Source organism: Acetivibrio clariflavus DSM 19732 (genome assembly GCF_000237085.1).
In the GTDB taxonomy this organism is placed as follows: domain Bacteria; phylum Bacillota; class Clostridia; order Acetivibrionales; family Acetivibrionaceae; genus Acetivibrio; species Acetivibrio clariflavus.
The window spans coordinates 2,245,788-2,262,490 of the sequence record NC_016627.1; the positions used below are offsets into that span (position 1 = coordinate 2,245,788).

Here is a 16,703-nt window from a genome sequence, read left to right on the forward strand (position 1 = left end):
ACTACTCTTCCTCCTCTCCTTTTACAATTTCAGTTACCTTTACAGCAATCCTGTTTCTTTTTACACCAGGAGTTCCATAGAACTTTAAAAGGTCACCGACCAATATTTCAAGATTACCGTTAATACTTGAATCCAATGGTATAACATCTCCAGGCTGCAAATCCAGAAAATCGTTTACCAATATTGTAGTCCTTCCTAAAATTGCTCTGACAGGTATCTTAGTATTTTCAATTTTTTGCTCAATGGTATCCTTGTTTTCATTGTTTTTTTCTTTCTCGTTTTTTGTAAACCAGTATTTTGTGCTAAGTTTCGGAACAATCGGTTCAACCACCATATGCGGAATACAAATGTTTATCATTCCTTCTACTTCACCTATTTTTGCACTAAGTGTTACCAAGGCCACCATTTCGTTTGCCGATATTATCTGAGCAAATTGAGCATTAGTTTCAATTTTCTCCAATCTCGGCTTTATTGCCATTACATTTTCCCAGGGCTCTCTCATAAGGTTTAAAACCTGGACAATTATTCTTTCAATTATGGCAAGTTCCACTTCAGTAAATTCCCTGATTTTATCCATCGGATATCCTTTGCCCCCAAGTATTCTGTCAATTAAAACATAAGCAATCGACGGGGCCATCTCAAAAATAATCGATCCGGATAAGGGTGAAAAATCAACAATAGCCAGAACAGCCGGATTCGATATTGAATTGTTAAATTCATAATAAGCAATAGCCTCAACTGAAATAACCTGAATTTGAACAAGAGTTCTCAAATAACCCGATAAAAAGTTTGACAGCAATCTTGCATAGTTATCATGTATAACATTCAGAGTCTTTATATGATCCTTGGCAAACTTACTGGGCCTTCTGAAATCGTGATTTCTTATTTTCCTATCTTCAGGTGCAGTTGTAATATTCTGTACATCCAGTTCTCCAGTATTCAGCGCTTTTAGCAGCTCATCTATTTCGCTTTGTGACAGAATATCACCCATTAAAAACACCTCCTACTGATAGAACCAATAGTCGAATATAATACTGTATACCAATTCACCGTTTGCTTCCTCGTTCTGCAAAAGATATTCGTTCATCATCTTTTTAAGGTCAGACCTTGCTTTTTCTTTTGCCTCAGGTTTCTTGACATCATCAATGGTTAAATTTTGAAAATATGTGCCCACCATTTCCGCAAGTTTACCTTTGTTTGCCTGTATTTTTGCAGTGGTGTCCTTAATGCCTTCAAACTTGGCAAAATATTGGATTTGGGCACTTACCAAAATGACATGGATGTTTTTATCGTTATTGGTTGTTTTTAAATTAAAGGCAGTATTTGATGAAAATATCTGTTCCACGGCCAACTCACTGTCTTTGGGTACAGTTATTGTTTTGTTGTTGGCGGCTTGTCCTTTAGAACTACCACCCATAAAAAGCACATATCCGGACAATAATGCCAAAGCCAATGAAAGAAATGCCACTACACAGATTAGAATGATGAAACTGGTGCTTTTGCCTTCCAAATTTTATGCCCCCTTTAACCGATAATATTATAAATCGGGCACAGCTTCATGAATTGTTGGTTTAACAGATATCTATGATGTGATAAAACATCTAAATTGCATAGACGAGCTGTGCAGCAATAAAATACCAGTCTATGCATAATTATGTTGCACATTGCATTCTATAATCTAAAAAAATTCTAGAGTCTATCCAGAATATTTTGCAATAAATTGCAAAATTCTGTAAGATTACTGCAAAACCTAACTATTCAAATCAATAACTATTAATTTTTAATTGATATTAAAACAATTGTACAGAACTCCCAAAAAGATCAGTTAATTATTAGACATTAAATTGCAGAATATCTTTCTTTTATATTCTATTACTTTTTTGACAACCTCATCGACATTCTCGGCAACAACAATTTTCTTGCCGTTGGTTGTAGAAATAACAGTATCTGGTGTTTCCTCAAGACTTTCTATTAATTCGCAATTTAAGACAAATTTTATACCATTTAACCTGGTTAATTCAATCATAATATTTTTACCTCAAAAACTCAATAGTAAATTTATTTTTTTTGTAAAAAAATTATGTAATCTCTTTTAAAGCTATCTTTGCAAAAAATCAAACACAACTTCTTTACAATTATCTACATTATTCTTCATAAGTCTTAATTTTTCCTCTATTTTTTCAAAAATTTTTCTAAAAATATTTACCAATATTTCAAAGGAATATTCATGTGTTAAATACAAAAAATCAAACGCCGTTAAACTATATTTTTTGCAAATACTTAAAAAAGTTTGTCTTAAGTAACAAACTTCTTTTGATTATTCAAGAGCAAACTGTGGACTGGAGTTAATTTACAACTCCAGTCCACTATTTATGCTAATTACCTTTTTAAGTTAACCAGTTCCTGTAACATTTCATCAGAGGTTGTAATTATCCTGCTGTTAGCCTGGAAACCTCTCTGTGTAATAATCATTTCTGTAAATTCATATGACAGATCAACATTAGACATTTCCAGAGTACCTGGATTCAAATCTCCTGCACCGTTAGTGCCGGGTTTCACAGCTTTTTTGAAATCACCGGAGTTTGTCGTAGGTGTATATAAATTTTCTCCTGACTTCAAAAGTCCTGCAGGGTTGTCAAATACCGCCAAGGCAATTAACCCCAGAGGCTGTTGCTGCCCGTTGCTGTAAATTCCGGTAATAACTCCGTCAGATCCGATACTGAAATTAACAAGTGTACCTGAGGAATATCCGTCTATATTTGTAGTTTTTGCCGAGCTGTCAGCAGCATACATTGTCAGTTTTGAAAAATCAAGTTTAATATTAATGGGTTCAGTACCAACAGTCGCCGGTGGAATTACCGTTATGGAAGGAGTAACCGAAGCACCGGGCTTAATCTTTCCTTGTGTATCAAATTCAAAGCTTCCGCTTGCCGATGAAGCAGTAACACCATTTCCTGTATTGATAGCCCAGTTCCATACAGTTCCGCTGCTTCCCGCCTCTATCTTCCAAAAATCAACATTTATGGTGTATGGATTTCCCAATGAGTCATAAATAGTCATTGGTATGGTAAATTGAACATTTCCTGCCGAGGCTGCCGCACTTCCCAATGCTGCATATGAGGCATCCAGGTTACCCGATATAACGGCAAAGGTAGTTGCTTTGGCCGGAATTATTCTCTTATTTTTATTTGTAGCATCTTCATACAGGTTTATAGGCTCAATCTCTGCTTCGGTATCAAACACATAAGTACCGTCGGGCTGCCTAGAATATACCTGCCATCCATATACATTCAATCCGCCACCGGTTACCAGATTTCCGGCTTTGTCAAGTCCGAAATTTCCTGCTCTCGTAAAGTGGAATGTATCGGAATTGCCGCCTTTTACAATAAAGAATCCGTCGCCTTCTATGGCAAGGTCAGTGGGATTGTCTGTCCTCTGAGTACTTCCGTTTGTCATAATAGTGTCAATAGTATTAACACCTATACCTAAGCCTATCTGCATTGGATTGGTACCGCCTCTCCCACTTACCGGGTCCGGAGCACTGGCACCTTGTAATGTTTGGCTGAATACTTGCTCGAAAGTTACTCTGCCTGACTTGAACGCAACTGTATTAACATTGGAAATATTATTACCGATTACGTCCATTTTTGTTTGATGAGCACGCAGACCAGATACACCTGAAAACATTGATCTCATCATAATTAAATCGACCTCCTTGAAGACTATTCCTTCTGTCAATCCGGAATAGATAGCCTCCCGAAAGGGTCCGGCTATTTTTAATATTATATAGTTTCAATTTTGTTTAAAATTACTATGTGAAAACAGCGCCATCAATATTGGTAAAAACATTTTCCTTAAGTTCGTTGCTGTTTACTGCGGTAATAACTGTCCTATTCTTAACGTTTACTACCAAAGCTATATCATCCACCATAACCAAAGAATCTCTTACACCTTTTTGTTCTGCTTTATCCAAAGCTTTTGATATTTTTTGCATCTGTAAGTCGGAAATTTTGATATTTCTTGTTTCCAATCGCATCTGTGCATGCTTTGAAAATTTTACATCCGATGTCTTCCTTATTTCTTCTTTTAAAATACTGTCAAAACTGTTATGCACCGATTCCTTTGCTTTATTGGCTCCGGAATTGTTCAGCTGTTTTTCCGATACACGGTTTATATGGTTATAGATGTTGTTGTTTATTATCATTGTCTCACCTCCAAAAAGCAGGTCGGTCAAGATCTAAATGTCCGCCGTCGGGATGTCATCAGCTATATCGTCATTTCCTTCAGTATCGCTTTCTGCCCTGGCTGCCTTTATACTTACTATACTGTCCACCGGAACCTTAACACTATCCAGTACCGCTTTTATTTTTCCATTTTCAGAGATACTGAAGTCATTAAGAATTGCTTTGACAGGCACCTCATTACCTGAATCATCGGATACTATTACCGACACCTCCATGCCTTTATTGTTGGAAAGATACTTTTCTATATAAGTTGAATTTCCGGAATTATAAATTCCGTTCACAGCAAATATATTTACTGATACACCATCCATTACTGCATAATTCTCATAGGCACCTTTGGTAACCTCTTTTACAACACCGCTAACTCCAACAATAGCACGTGTATCGGGGTCATAAACATATCCTCGGCAATCGTATCCTATAAGGCCTGTATATTCGGATAAATTCGACAAGTTAAACTCACTTGTTGCTTCTGCAACTTCAACTACATCATCCACCGAGATGTCAGTGCCGTTTACAACAACATAGGCTTTTCCGCTTTTCATCTTTACACTTGTCACTTCGCCAACTATGGAATTTGTACCGCCGGAATCCCCCGAAACATTAGCACTGATTAACTTTCCAATCATACCGAAAGCCTTTGTAGCTGAATAACTGGCGTTTAAATTCTGCATTTGTTCCAATGCACTAAACTGAGCCATTTGTGCAATAAATTGAGTATCATCCTGGGGATTTAAAGGATCCTGATATTGAAGCTGTGTAACCAACAGGTTCATGAATTCGTCTTTGCCAAGTTCACCGGTATTTCTTTTTGTTTTTTTATTTCCGGTTGTTTCGTCAATTATTTGCTCAATGGTTTTTTGATAGTTTACTGAATCTATGCTCATGGTCTTTCCCTCCTTTCTGCAAAACAATTCGTTCTTCGTCTCATAAACATTTTAGGCAGTCAAATCAATACTACTGTTGTTTACCATGTAAGGATTCAATATCCGATGCTTTTCTTCAACATTTGATGCTGCAATTGTTGCTATCTTCTCACCTTTATTGGGACTGCCGTTATTTTTGGAAAAGTCACGGCTTTCACCAAAGCCTTTTTTGGAATCCTGTCTAACCGACACACTGAAATCCTGTATTGAAAAACCTTGTTTGTTAAGAGATTCCTTAAGGTTGTCCATATTTGACTCAATAGCAGCTTTAACCTGTTCACTGTCCGCTATAAATTTAGCAACTACAGAGCCTCTTTCTGTAACAATCTTAAGAGACAGCTTTCCAAGGTGGTCAGGCTTCAAGTCAATTATCATTTCACTCTTCTCATCGGTTAAAACTACTTTTGCCTTGTTGACAATCTGAGTGATTATTTCCTTTCCCGATACATTTATTTCGCTTTTTATCTTTGCTGCATCATCGGGACCATATATCCTCTGATTGCTTATAATACTGCCAATTTCATTCAGCTGCGAATATTGAGTGTTGTTTATTACTTCATAGTTTTTTTGATTATCTTGAAGATCAGTTTTTTGTGAGTTGCTATCGCTGGAAGTGTTTCCTTTTTCTTCAGTTTTTATAGAATCATCAGGAAAAATAGTATCTTCAGGCTCCAAAGTATCCTCAGCAGCAATTTCCAAATAATCCAAATCATCTTCTTTACTACCTATAATGTTTACAAAATTTGCATTATCAGAAGTAAGTTTTTTAATACTGCTTGAGATACTTTCAAAAAGCTTCTCCGGCTCACTATGCAGTTCATTCTCCAATCTGTCAAGCGATTCCTTGAGCTTGTTCCCTAACAATGTTGTATTCTCAGAGAACATAGCCTGCCGCTTATCAATCACCTGCATATCAATGCCTTCAAGCTTAATCCAACCGCTTTTGTCTACGCTGATTTCATTATAATTACCTTGATTTTGAATGTCATTTACCAGTTTTTTTGCTTCATTTGCAATAAAATCCGTTATTTTTGCAAGAGTATCCCTTTGTTCAGCGTTTAATCCAAAAAGGTCGGATATTTTTTGAGAAATTTCAATTGTTTTGGTCTCGTCAATCAAGTCCCCGGAATCAAAATTAAGCGCTTTTAAAATCATTCTAAGCTCTTCAATACTAATATTCAGTATTTCAGCCAAGCTTTCCTCGACTATATCGGCCTCACTTTGAACTTCTTTTTTAGTCCTGTCAAGTTTTTTATTCTTTTTGTCGTAGCTTACTTCCCTCTTTGAAGATACTTGTCCCTTCTCACCGGCAACATCTTTATAAGTCTTTACTTTACTGTCCCTGTCCGGTTCATAAGCTTTAGAGTTCAATCCAATACTGTTATCTATCCGGTTTTCTGTCTTAGCATTATTTTTTGCTTGAATGATTCTACTATTGGCAGAGTTTTTTTCAACAGCAGCATTTAATTTTTCAGCAAAACCGTTAAAGTTTCGGAAATTGGCTGTTTCTTTTCTTCCGGTAACAGGTAACGTGTTTGCAGATTGAGTCAAAAAGCCTGCAATTAAGCTATTCTCTATCATCTTTATCACCTCCTTGTACAATTAATATTGTATTAAATCAGTGACCGAAGCCACTGTTCGACCCATTAAAATTCATTGTTAACATAACACTTCAAACTTCATTCTTTTCTAAACATCAAGCACATCATCCGGCTTCACATCTTAGCCATTTTGCCAGCAACTGTTGGCCTGAACCTTGACAATCATGTATAATATCTTCCGGACTTGGAAGGTGAGTGTTTCACCTCCTGGGACGGACCTTAGCGGGCCGATTACCCGTAAGAAAGAGTATTTATCCATTCCGGTAAGTCTACATGATTTGGCTGGTTGAGGCCAGCTCTTTGGCTGGTTCCTCGTGTCACATGCAAGGTTGTTTGCTTACATGGGAAGGAATGGAGGCTTTTAAGTCCATTAATCTTAAAAAGGAGGCATTTTAATGAATTTCAGACCCATTGCAGGAATTGATGTGGGTAAGTTCTTCAGTGAAATGGCGATTCTTTCTCCTACCAATGAAGTGGTTGCCCGCATGAAGATTCACCATGATTCCAATACCGACGTTGAAAGAGCCGTTGAATTGCTTAATAAAACGGAAAAAGATTTTGCTTCAAGGCCTTTCATAGTCATGGAATCCACCGGGCACTATCACAAAATCCTTTTCCATTCACTTTGTAAAGCTGGATTTGAGGTTTCGGTAACAAACCCCATCCAAACTGATTCTATCAAAAATATTGGAATCAGAAAAGTGAAAAATGATAAAGTGGATGCCCGGAAAATTGCCCTACTCTATAGATTTCAGGAACTTAAGTCAACCAACATCCCCAATGAGGATATTGAGTGCCTAAGGAGCCTATGTCGCCAGTACTACAAACTGAGTGATGAGCTTACCGCCTACAAAAACAGGCTTACCGGTATTGTTGACCAACTCATGCTTAACTTCAAGGATGTCTTCTCCAATATATTTTCAAAGGCTGCTATGGCTGTCCTGGAGGAGTATCCTACTCCTGCCCATATTCTTAAGGCTGACAGGAACAAGCTGATTTCACTGATTCAGAAGAAATCCCGCAAAAGCCTTAAATGGTCAACTGCCAAGTATGAGCTTCTGGTCTCCAAGGCCAGAGATTTTGCACCTCTGAGCATTCATAATGCCTCAAATGTTATTATGCTGGGCGTATATATCTCCATGATCAAAACCTTGGAAGAAAGCCTGGAGAAAGTCCTTAAGTCCATTCGTCTACTGATTGCTGAAGATATGGCGAAGGATATGCCCATGCTGGCATTGACGCTTGAACTTTTGCAGAGCCTGCCAGGTATAGGCCTTCTCTCTGCTGCTACTATTCTTGCGGAGATTGGAGACTTTTCAGCCTTTAAAAAGCCAGGCAAGCTGGTTGCTTATTTCGGCGTTGACCCCTCTGTCATGCAGTCCGGAGAGTTTACCGGCACACGGAACAAGATGTCTAAGAGAGGTTCAAGGCTGCTTCGCAGGGTGCTTTTCACAATTGCTCTTGCTAATATCCGTACCAAGCGGGATAAGACAGCTTGCAACCCTGTGCTGCTGGAGTTCTACCAACAAAAATGCCAGAGTAAGCCTAAGAAAGTAGCTTTGGGAGCTGTTATGCGCAAGCTTGTTTGTATCATCTTTGCTGTCCTAAGGGATAGGAAACCTTACCAGTTACGCAGCCCCCAGGAACACGCTCAAATGCTTGCAGCAAAGCATACAGCAGCTTGATAGTACTGTACTTGATGTTCAGTTTTCAAAGAGCAACTTGCTATTTTAGACCAGCTATTTTATGTCTACCTCACCTAGGTGGTCTTGTTGTCATGCGTTTCATTAACGTCAGGAGCCTAAAAAAATTTCTCAAAATTTTTATTATAAACTCTTGACTTTAATTAGCTGGTCTTTCAATACTGTTTATATCTTCAAAAGCAATACAAACTTAATTTTACAAATGCTATTCTCCGGTTTCCTCATCTCTGGCAAATTTAATACCGTAATCTTTAGCAAGTTTATCGGTTATTTTTGCCGCAAATTCACTGCTCATTTCGGATATTATCTCTGCAGCTATGTCTTTTTTCATATTCTTAAGAGTGTATGATATTAAATCTATTTTTTCACTTCCAAGCTGCTCAAAAATTTTGGCACAGGATGAAGTATCCATTTTTTCATACAGCTGTGCAAATTGTTTTGCTTCTTCACTTTCTTTCTGTTCTTTAACAATTTCCCTATATATTTTTTCAGCTGTTTCACTATTTACTTGGGCAAAATACTCAGCAAATCCTTCTTTGTCACCTTTTGCCACCAGTTCGTCAACTTTCTTTTTGTATTCTTCCATTTTTGCTTTTTCTTTTTCTGCCTCACTCTTCAATTCTTCATATTTTTTTGTCATTGAATCAGCATCTTCTTTATATTTTGATAGTTCTTTGTTTATTTTCTCAATGTCTGACAGTTGTCTTTTAAGTTCTTCATTTTCAGCTTTAAACTGTTTGTATAAACTTAAAAGTTTGTCCCGGCTATAGTTTTCGGCTTCGTCAGGATCTTCGATTTTCGGTAAAGCATGTCTTATGACAGGAACTTTTTTTATGTTCTCTCTATACTTGTCTGCAAAACCATTAACATTATTACGAGTCAAAATATAAAAGACCCCTCCCACCACAACGGTTACAATCACCAATGCAGTAACCAGCACAAGAATAGCATACAATATTGCCTTATTACTTTTCATTTCAGGCTCTACTTTGCTTTCTTGCTTTTTAGGGTCTTTAACATCTTCTTTCAATTTTTTTTGATCCATATTTCGCTTCTCCTGTTATACTTAATTTAACTGTATCTATGATGTCATATAATTTTTACTAATAACTTTAAAACTTATTTGTTTTTAAATAATATTTTTTCCGGCTATCTACTCGTTTATCTCATAGTTAAAACTTGCTATCTCGTCGATGAGCTTCTGTTCCAGCTTTTGCTGTTCCTTATAATACTCTTCAAATTTCTTTTCCTTAAATTTTTCCATCATTTTTCTTTCCTGCATGGCTATGATAAGCCGCTCTCTATACTTATCGACAGATTCTTGTGCAATCTTTATATTATTTTTTTGATTATCCGCTTTTTTGTTTAGCAGTGAAATATACAAACCATACTCTTTTAATCTTCCCACTGCAACACCCGAAGTAGATTGCCTGTTTATTTCGGTAATATACTCGTCTCTCTCCCTTTCAATTTCCATTAGTATTCTTTTCTGCCTTTCCAGTTCCTGTACAGCCTTTCCTAACTCATTCTTCATATTGTTTTCAATCTGCTTCTTTAAGTTAAGAACAGCCTGCAGCTTAAAATTAAACTTTCCCAATCCCTATCACCTCAAAGCTATCCGACAGATTAGCTCCACCAAAATAAATTTATGCCCTAACCTAAATGCAAAATCATCATATGGAAAATCAGTAAATGTCGGCAAAACTCTCAAGCATTCCGATTACTTCATTAAAACTGTATTTTTCATGAGTTCCCTGTTCTATAAACTCAAGTATTTTATCGTTATACTCAATAGCCAGGTCAATTTTTTCATTGCTGCCTTTGACATAGGCACCGATATTAATAAGGTCCTCAGCATCCCTGTATATTGCCATAAGTTTTTTTATCTTGTTGGCAATTTCTTTATGCCTGTCATCTATTATATCGGACATAACCCTGCTTACGCTTGCAAGTACATCTATAGCAGGATATTGATTTCTATTGGCTAGAGCTCTGGAAAGTACAATATGACCGTCAAGTATTCCTCTGGCCGTATCGGTTACCGGTTCGGTCAAATCGTCACCATCTACCAAAACGGTATAAAGCCCGGTAATTGATCCCCTCTCTGAATTACCTGCTCTCTCGAGCAACTTTGGCATTATCGAAAACACCGAAGGCGTATAACCCCTTGACACTGGTGGCTCACCAACAGCCAAACCTATTTCTCTCTGTGCCATGGCAAATCGTGTCAGAGAATCCATTAGCAGCAGCACATCTTTTCCCTGATCTCTGAAATATTCAGCAACAGCTGTAGCCATAAATGCAGCTTTTAGTCTCACAAGAGCCGGTTGATCGGAAGTTGCCACAATGACAACCGACCTGCTCAATCCTTCTTCTTTCAGGTCTTTTTCTATAAACTCACGCACTTCCCTGCCGCGTTCTCCGATGAGTGCGATTACATTTATATCGGCTTTGGTATTTCTGGCTATCATACCTATCAAAGTACTTTTTCCCACACCGCTTCCTGCAAATATGCCTACTCTCTGCCCCTTTCCTATTGTCAGCAGACCGTCTATTGTTTTAATTCCCAAAGGGAGCGGTTCGGAAATTCGATTTCTCATTAATGGATGAGGTGGATCGTTGTTTACAGGATAAAAACCTTCAGTTTCTATTTCTCCTTTTTCATCTATGGGATTCCCCAGACCGTCAATAATTCTTCCGATTAATTTTTCACCCACAGCCGCACTTAAATATTCTCCTGTAGCTACTACACTGCTTCCCGGCCCGATTCCTGCCATATCACCCAACGGCATCAGAATAACTTTATTTTCCCTGAATCCGACAACTTCGGCTTTAATTTCATATTTATCTCTTAACGATTGAATCAAACAAATTTCACCCATATTAACTTCCGGGCCGTTGGATTCGATTGTAAGACCTATAATTTTCGATACCTTCCCTTTGTATTCAATAAAGTCGGATTTTGCAAGAATTTCTTTATACCTTTTAAAATTTATGCCTGTCATATTACACCCCATTAATCCTTATGTTTACTAAAATCTTTACATCCGTTTTCATTTGGGTTTGTAATTGGCTTTATTTATACTATACAAAAAATGTGGCTCAGGCCACAGTTTAATGTCGGATAAAAATACCTCACACTTTTTTTATGCTTTGTTTAGATAATTCTGTTTTTCCAAACTAATTTTTGCTGTTGATTGCAAATTTCATGAAGGCATCTTCAATTTTCGCCAGCTTTGTTTCCACTCCGGCATCTATGCTTCCATAGGGAGTTTCTACAAGGCAATCTCCTATTTTCAATGCCGGATCTCTCTTTATATCGAGATTTCCAACACCTTCAACCATGGAAAGAAGTTTTTCCTTATTATCTACAACAAAGTCATAATCCTGAGCAGAAACTTTTAACACAATATTCTCTCTATTTGAAGATTTTCCCAAAGCTTCTCTTACCAAATGAAGAAGATGCTCTTTATTTACTGAAATTTCCTCGCCAATTACTTTTCGTGCAATATCCATAACCAACTCCATAGCATCTGCTTCTATTTCGGACATAATTCTGTTGTATTCCATATTTGCCTCTTCTTTAATGCGCTCTGCTTCAAAAATCAAGTCCTCATACATTTTTTTTGCTTCTTCATAGCCTTGTTCATAACCTTGTTCAAATCCCTTTTGCCTTGCTTCCTCTTCTATTGCTTTTATTCTCTCACTAACTTGTTTTTCAGCTGCTTCAATTATTTTCTGTGCCTTAATTTCCGCAGCTTTAATTATTTTTTCCGATTCGATGTTTGCTCCTTGTATAAGCTCATCCAAATCTTTGCTATTTCCCTTTTCCAGTTTCAAAGCTTTTTTTTCATAAACATCGCTTTCACTTTTTGCATCCAATTTATAAGCCATCTTTATAGCTGGAAAACTGGTAGGAATCTTTATTTGAACTGGTTCACCTAAACTTATTTCATTACTTTTAAAAATTTTACTATACAATTATTTCATCTCCTCCGCCTCTAGAGATTACTATTTCACCTGCATCTTCAAGTTTACGTATAACATTGACAATTTTCTGTTGTGCTTCTTCCACATCCTTAAGTCTAACAGGTCCCATAAATTCGATATCTTCCTTGATCATTTCCTGCATACGCTTAGACATATTGGAGAATATCTTGTTTTGAACTTCTTCTGTGCTTCCTTTCAATGCAATCGCCAACTGATTATTGTCAACTTCACGCAGGAATCTCTGTACAGAACGGTTGTCCAAAGTAAGAATATCTTCGAATACAAACATTCTTTTCTTTATTTCTTCAGCAAGTTCCGTATCTTCAATCTCAAGAGTTTCCATAATATATTTTTCAGTTCCTCTGTCAACGTTGTTTAATATATCAACTATAGCCTGAACACCACCTGCTGCTGTAAAGTCTTCAGTTACAAGAGCTGACAGTTTCTTTTCAAGTACTCTCTCAACCTCTTTAATAATTTCCGGCGATGTCCTGTCCATAACAGCAATTCTTCTGGCAACATCTGCCTGTTTTTCCTGCGGTAGAGCAGATAACACGATAGATGACTGTTGAGGTTTCATATATGCCAATATCAATGCTATTGTTTGAGGATGTTCGTTCTGTATAAAGTTCAACAGCTGTGAAGGATCAGCCTTTCTTACAAAGTCAAAGGGTCTTACTTGCAGTGAAACTGTAAGCTTGTTTAAAACATCAAGAGCTTTTTGTGTTCCTAAAGCTTTTTCAAGTATTTCCTTTGCATAACTGATTCCCCCTTCAGCTATATAATTCTGTGCAAGACAAATTTGATAAAACTCTTCCAGAACCTTTTCCTTCTCTTCAGGGGTCACTGTCCGAATATTTGCAATCTCCAATGTAAGCTGCTCAATTTCATCCTCTTTGAGATGTTTAAATATTTCGGCAGATCTTTCAGGTCCCAGAGCAATAAGGAGCATGGCTGCCTTTTCTCTTCCAGAAATCTCAGATTTTAAACCCCCTGAACTTCGTGCCACTGTGCACTTCCCCCTTTAGTTTCTTTATATTCTTTATCTTAATCCCAATCTTCAGATAACCAATTTTTTAACAGCTGGGCAACGGATTCAGGTTTTTCTCTGATAAACCGATCAAGCTGCTTCTTTATTTCAGATTTTTCTTCAAAACTAATCTCCGGTACAGGTTCTTCCTGCTGAGCATTTAACTGCTGGCCACCGGCCAAAGCCATTTCAGGAACAAGATTTTCCTCACTCTCTTCATCTTTCTTCCTTCTAGGCAATACTGCTATTAACAAGCTTATTATCAGAAGAATCATGAGTGCAAAATATCCATAAGAATCAAGATATTGCCTGATCTTGTCCGACAAGGATTCTTCATATACTTCTTCCGGTGCAAGTTTATATTTGCTGATGGAAATTTTGGAGACAGGTATATTTGTAGCACCGCTTATCACTTGTCTGCACTGTTCAATAAATTCAGGGGTAAGTGCCGAATCATCCTCTACCCTCTGACCATACCAAAGTGTCACAGCAACTGAAGATTTTTCAAAATTAATTTCTCCCTGAGCCTTTTCAATTTCAGTCAGGGTTTCATTAAACTCTCTGTTTACTTCTGTTACTGTCTTTTTATATGTTGAATTTTCACCAGCTTCAATTGGGTATGTGACTGTTCCGTCTCCAGGATTTGTATCGGTACCCGGTGCTCCGCCATTAGCGCCATTAACAAGTTCTTCCTTTTGTGTTGAACTGCTGACTATTGCTTCATCAAGGTCGGTAGGTTTTCCAATTTCTTTTTTAGTGGTTTTCTGCTTATCAAATTCCAAAAAAGGGTTCACAACTACACTTATGTAGTCATAACTGTCCGACTTGCTGGGATAAAGCGTCTTTATATTTCGCTCAAGTTCTTCTTTTACTTTAAGTTTCATTTTATATTGAGAATTTGCATCTCCCAAACCATTAGTAGCTTCGGTGCTCAAAACATTAAAGTTATTATCGACAACCGTTACATTAGCCGGCTCAAGTCCTTCAATAGATGATGCAACAACACTCACTATTCCTTTAACCTGTTCTGGAGTAATCTCGCCCTTAGGATTTATTCGAACAAAAGCAGTGGGCTTATTACTTGATGTGTCACTAAAAAACAGGGAATTTTCCGGAATTGCCACTTCAACATCTGCATCTTTAACATTATCAAACATTTTGAGTTTAGCAATAAGATTATTCTTTTTAAAATTTTGCCATAAATGCTTTTTATCACTTTCCGTTGAAGTAATATTCACCAAGTTCCAGGCATCCTCGAAATTCATTCCGGAGGATGTTATTCCTGATGACGCTAAAGCAAACTCAGCTTTATTTTTATCTTTTGAATCAACCAGTATCTTATTTCCATCTCCCGGTTTAAAATTAATTCCTTTTTCATTAAGAACTTTTTCTATTTCTTCTACATCCATTGTATCGTCAATTGTAAGAAGAGGTACATATGTGGTGCGTGTAAGCATTACGATACTAGCTGTTATAGCAATAATCAATATAGCAGATATAAGAATTATTCTACTTCTTTGAGATTTATCTAATTTATTCCATATTTCGGTGAGACGTTGTTGAAACTTTGTTAATACCTCGGGCATGCAATCACCACCATATATAAAGATACTTTTCTTTTGTAACAGCCAATAATATAAATCATTTTTCTACTGCAACTTTTACTTTATATATTTGCCAATATTAAATATGCATGTTCATTATTTCATTATAGGCATCCAAGATTTTGTTTCTTATTTGCATAGTGAACTGAAGGGCTATTTCAGCCTTTTCAGCCGCAATCAAAACTTGGTGGATGTTATCTGTTATACCCGCCGCAAACGCCTCCGTTAGAGCTGTCGATTCTTTTTCAAGATCACTGACTTTTGTCAATGCTTCCTTGAGATAATTGGCAAAACTTCCTTCTACAGTATCGGATTTATTGGTATTTGAAAAACTTGTACTTAAAATTGGAGATGTTAAATTAAGTCCATTGACACTATTAATAGCCATAATAGCCTCCTATGTTTTGGAAATCAAAATTATTGTTTTATGTAAACTTATTTTCCAATTTCTAAAGCTTTCATAGCCATGCTTTTAGTAGTATTTATAGATGTGACATTAGCTTCATAAGACCTGGTTGCTGAAATCATATTAATCATTTCTGTAAGTACATCTACATTAGGCATTTCTACATATCCGTTTTCATCGGCATCAGGATGCCCTGGATCATAGACCATTTTAAAAGGAGTAGTATCTTCAACAATTCTTGCTACCCTCACTCCTCCACCTATCATCTGTTTGCTGCTTTGATTCAAATATTCGGAAAAAGGAGTTTTAGCTTCTCTCTCCTCAAAAACTACCACTTTTCTCCTATAAGGAGTACCATTTTCAGTTCTTGTTGTGTTAGCATTGGCAATATTTTGTGAAATAGTATCCATTCTAAGTCTTTGAGCTGTTAATCCTGTTGCACCGATATTAAGAGAGCTAAAGTATCCCATTTATAATCATCGTCCTTCCTTAATTACAGATTTCATTTTGTTAAAACTGTCTGTCAATCTCTGAATAAGCACTTGATATTTTATATAGTTTTCAGCCAATAAAGCCATTTCGTTTTCTATATCGACATTATTGCCATCTAACCTCATATCCAAAGAATTTTTATCCTCAATAATATTGATACTTACATCATCGATACTATTTGCTCCAATTTTAATATGTTTGGGATGAGTTCTTTTTCCAACAAAACTGCTATTTCTAGTAATTGCATTACGTAATTCTTCCTCAAAACTAACACTCTTTCTGTTGTATCCAGGAGTATCCACGTTGGCAATATTTTGCGATATTGCTTCATTACGCAGTAAGGAAGCATCTAAGGATTTTTCTAAGACCTTTGTACCAAACAATACCCTGTCCAGCAATATAAACACCTCCTGTTTTCGCTTTTTCGCTAAGTCCGAACAATTACCTTTCCATTCTTTTATATAAACTTCCATTACCTTGCAAAGAAAAATATGTTATTTTATTCTCTCTATTAAAGCAAATTATAACCTACGATCTATTTATGGGATAATTTTAAAAAATTGAAACTTTTGTACATATTTACATAAAAGAAATTTGTAAAAATTTAATCTTGAATATGTTTCGACATAAAATAAGATATTCCTTCATTATTTTTTTAAAAAATGTAACAAATCAGAAAATATTCAAAACACAACAAACCCTCTTAT

Annotated in this window: 17 protein-coding genes; 1 reads left to right on the top strand and 16 read right to left on the bottom strand. The window is 36.6% G+C overall.

Going from position 1 to position 16,703, the window contains the following annotated elements:
- Window position 1: 1 nt before the first annotated feature.
- From fliM to CLOCL_RS09560, 7 genes are all read right to left on the bottom strand, one after another.
- Window positions 2–991, bottom strand: coding sequence for a flagellar motor switch protein FliM (gene fliM / locus CLOCL_RS09530; protein ID WP_014255137.1), 990 nt, complete (start codon window positions 989–991; stop codon window positions 2–4).
- 12 nt (window positions 992–1,003) lie between these two features.
- Window positions 1,004–1,510, bottom strand: a complete 507-nt coding sequence (locus tag CLOCL_RS09535) for a flagellar basal body-associated FliL family protein (protein ID WP_014255138.1) — start codon at window positions 1,508–1,510, stop codon at window positions 1,004–1,006.
- A 315-nt stretch (window positions 1,511–1,825) separates the two neighbouring features.
- On the bottom strand, window positions 1,826–2,026 hold the full coding sequence (locus CLOCL_RS09540; protein WP_014255139.1) for a flagellar FlbD family protein: 201 nt from the start codon (window positions 2,024–2,026) through the stop codon (window positions 1,826–1,828).
- Between the two features lie 353 nt (window positions 2,027–2,379).
- Entirely contained in the window at window positions 2,380–3,699 is a 1,320-nt protein-coding gene (locus CLOCL_RS09545; RefSeq protein ID WP_014255140.1) for a flagellar hook protein FlgE, read from the bottom strand.
- 112 nt (window positions 3,700–3,811) lie between these two features.
- Entirely contained in the window at window positions 3,812–4,204 is a 393-nt protein-coding gene (locus tag CLOCL_RS09550) for a TIGR02530 family flagellar biosynthesis protein (protein ID WP_014255141.1), read from the bottom strand.
- A 33-nt stretch (window positions 4,205–4,237) separates the two neighbouring features.
- Window positions 4,238–5,131 (bottom strand): flagellar hook capping FlgD N-terminal domain-containing protein, encoded by an 894-nt coding sequence (locus CLOCL_RS09555; RefSeq protein ID WP_014255142.1) that lies wholly within the window; start codon window positions 5,129–5,131, stop codon window positions 4,238–4,240.
- Between the two features lie 51 nt (window positions 5,132–5,182).
- Window positions 5,183–6,751 (bottom strand): flagellar hook-length control protein FliK, encoded by a 1,569-nt coding sequence (locus CLOCL_RS09560; RefSeq protein ID WP_014255143.1) that lies wholly within the window; start codon window positions 6,749–6,751, stop codon window positions 5,183–5,185.
- Window positions 6,752–7,166: 415 nt separating this feature from the next.
- Between CLOCL_RS09560 and CLOCL_RS09565 the strand changes: the two genes are divergently transcribed.
- Window positions 7,167–8,456 (top strand): IS110 family RNA-guided transposase, encoded by a 1,290-nt coding sequence (locus CLOCL_RS09565; protein ID WP_014254024.1) that lies wholly within the window; start codon window positions 7,167–7,169, stop codon window positions 8,454–8,456.
- A 223-nt stretch (window positions 8,457–8,679) separates the two neighbouring features.
- On the opposite strand, the gene CLOCL_RS09570 is transcribed toward CLOCL_RS09565, so the two are convergent.
- The 9 genes from CLOCL_RS09570 to flgB all read right to left on the bottom strand — a co-directional run bounded on the left by CLOCL_RS09570 (window position 8,680) and on the right by flgB (window position 16,403).
- Window positions 8,680–9,519 carry a MotE family protein gene (locus CLOCL_RS09570; protein WP_041715057.1) on the bottom strand — a complete coding sequence of 280 codons (840 nt, stop codon included), beginning with the start codon at window positions 9,517–9,519 and terminating at the stop codon, window positions 8,680–8,682.
- A 108-nt stretch (window positions 9,520–9,627) separates the two neighbouring features.
- Entirely contained in the window at window positions 9,628–10,071 is a 444-nt protein-coding gene (gene fliJ, locus CLOCL_RS09575; RefSeq protein WP_014255145.1) for a flagellar export protein FliJ, read from the bottom strand.
- Window positions 10,072–10,159: 88 nt separating this feature from the next.
- A complete protein-coding gene (gene fliI / locus CLOCL_RS09580; protein WP_014255146.1) occupies window positions 10,160–11,479 on the bottom strand; it encodes a flagellar protein export ATPase FliI in 1,320 nt (439 codons plus the stop codon).
- 175 nt (window positions 11,480–11,654) lie between these two features.
- Window positions 11,655–12,455, bottom strand: a complete 801-nt coding sequence (locus CLOCL_RS09585; protein WP_014255147.1) for a FliH/SctL family protein — start codon at window positions 12,453–12,455, stop codon at window positions 11,655–11,657.
- Complete coding sequence (fliG, locus tag CLOCL_RS09590) at window positions 12,448–13,473, bottom strand: flagellar motor switch protein FliG (RefSeq protein ID WP_014255148.1); 1,026 nt, start codon at window positions 13,471–13,473, stop codon at window positions 12,448–12,450. The genes CLOCL_RS09585 and fliG overlap by 8 nt, the downstream gene beginning before the upstream one ends.
- A 38-nt stretch (window positions 13,474–13,511) precedes the next feature.
- Window positions 13,512–15,080, bottom strand: coding sequence for a flagellar basal-body MS-ring/collar protein FliF (fliF, locus tag CLOCL_RS09595; RefSeq protein WP_014255149.1), 1,569 nt, complete (start codon window positions 15,078–15,080; stop codon window positions 13,512–13,514).
- A gap of 97 nt (window positions 15,081–15,177) precedes the next feature.
- Window positions 15,178–15,486 (bottom strand): flagellar hook-basal body complex protein FliE, encoded by a 309-nt coding sequence (gene fliE, locus CLOCL_RS09600; RefSeq protein WP_014255150.1) that lies wholly within the window; start codon window positions 15,484–15,486, stop codon window positions 15,178–15,180.
- Between the two features lie 47 nt (window positions 15,487–15,533).
- On the bottom strand, window positions 15,534–15,974 hold the full coding sequence (gene flgC / locus CLOCL_RS09605) for a flagellar basal body rod protein FlgC (RefSeq protein ID WP_014255151.1): 441 nt from the start codon (window positions 15,972–15,974) through the stop codon (window positions 15,534–15,536).
- Between the two features lie 6 nt (window positions 15,975–15,980).
- Window positions 15,981–16,403, bottom strand: a complete 423-nt coding sequence (gene flgB, locus CLOCL_RS09610) for a flagellar basal body rod protein FlgB (protein ID WP_420805130.1) — start codon at window positions 16,401–16,403, stop codon at window positions 15,981–15,983.
- Window positions 16,404–16,703: the final 300 nt, after the last annotated feature.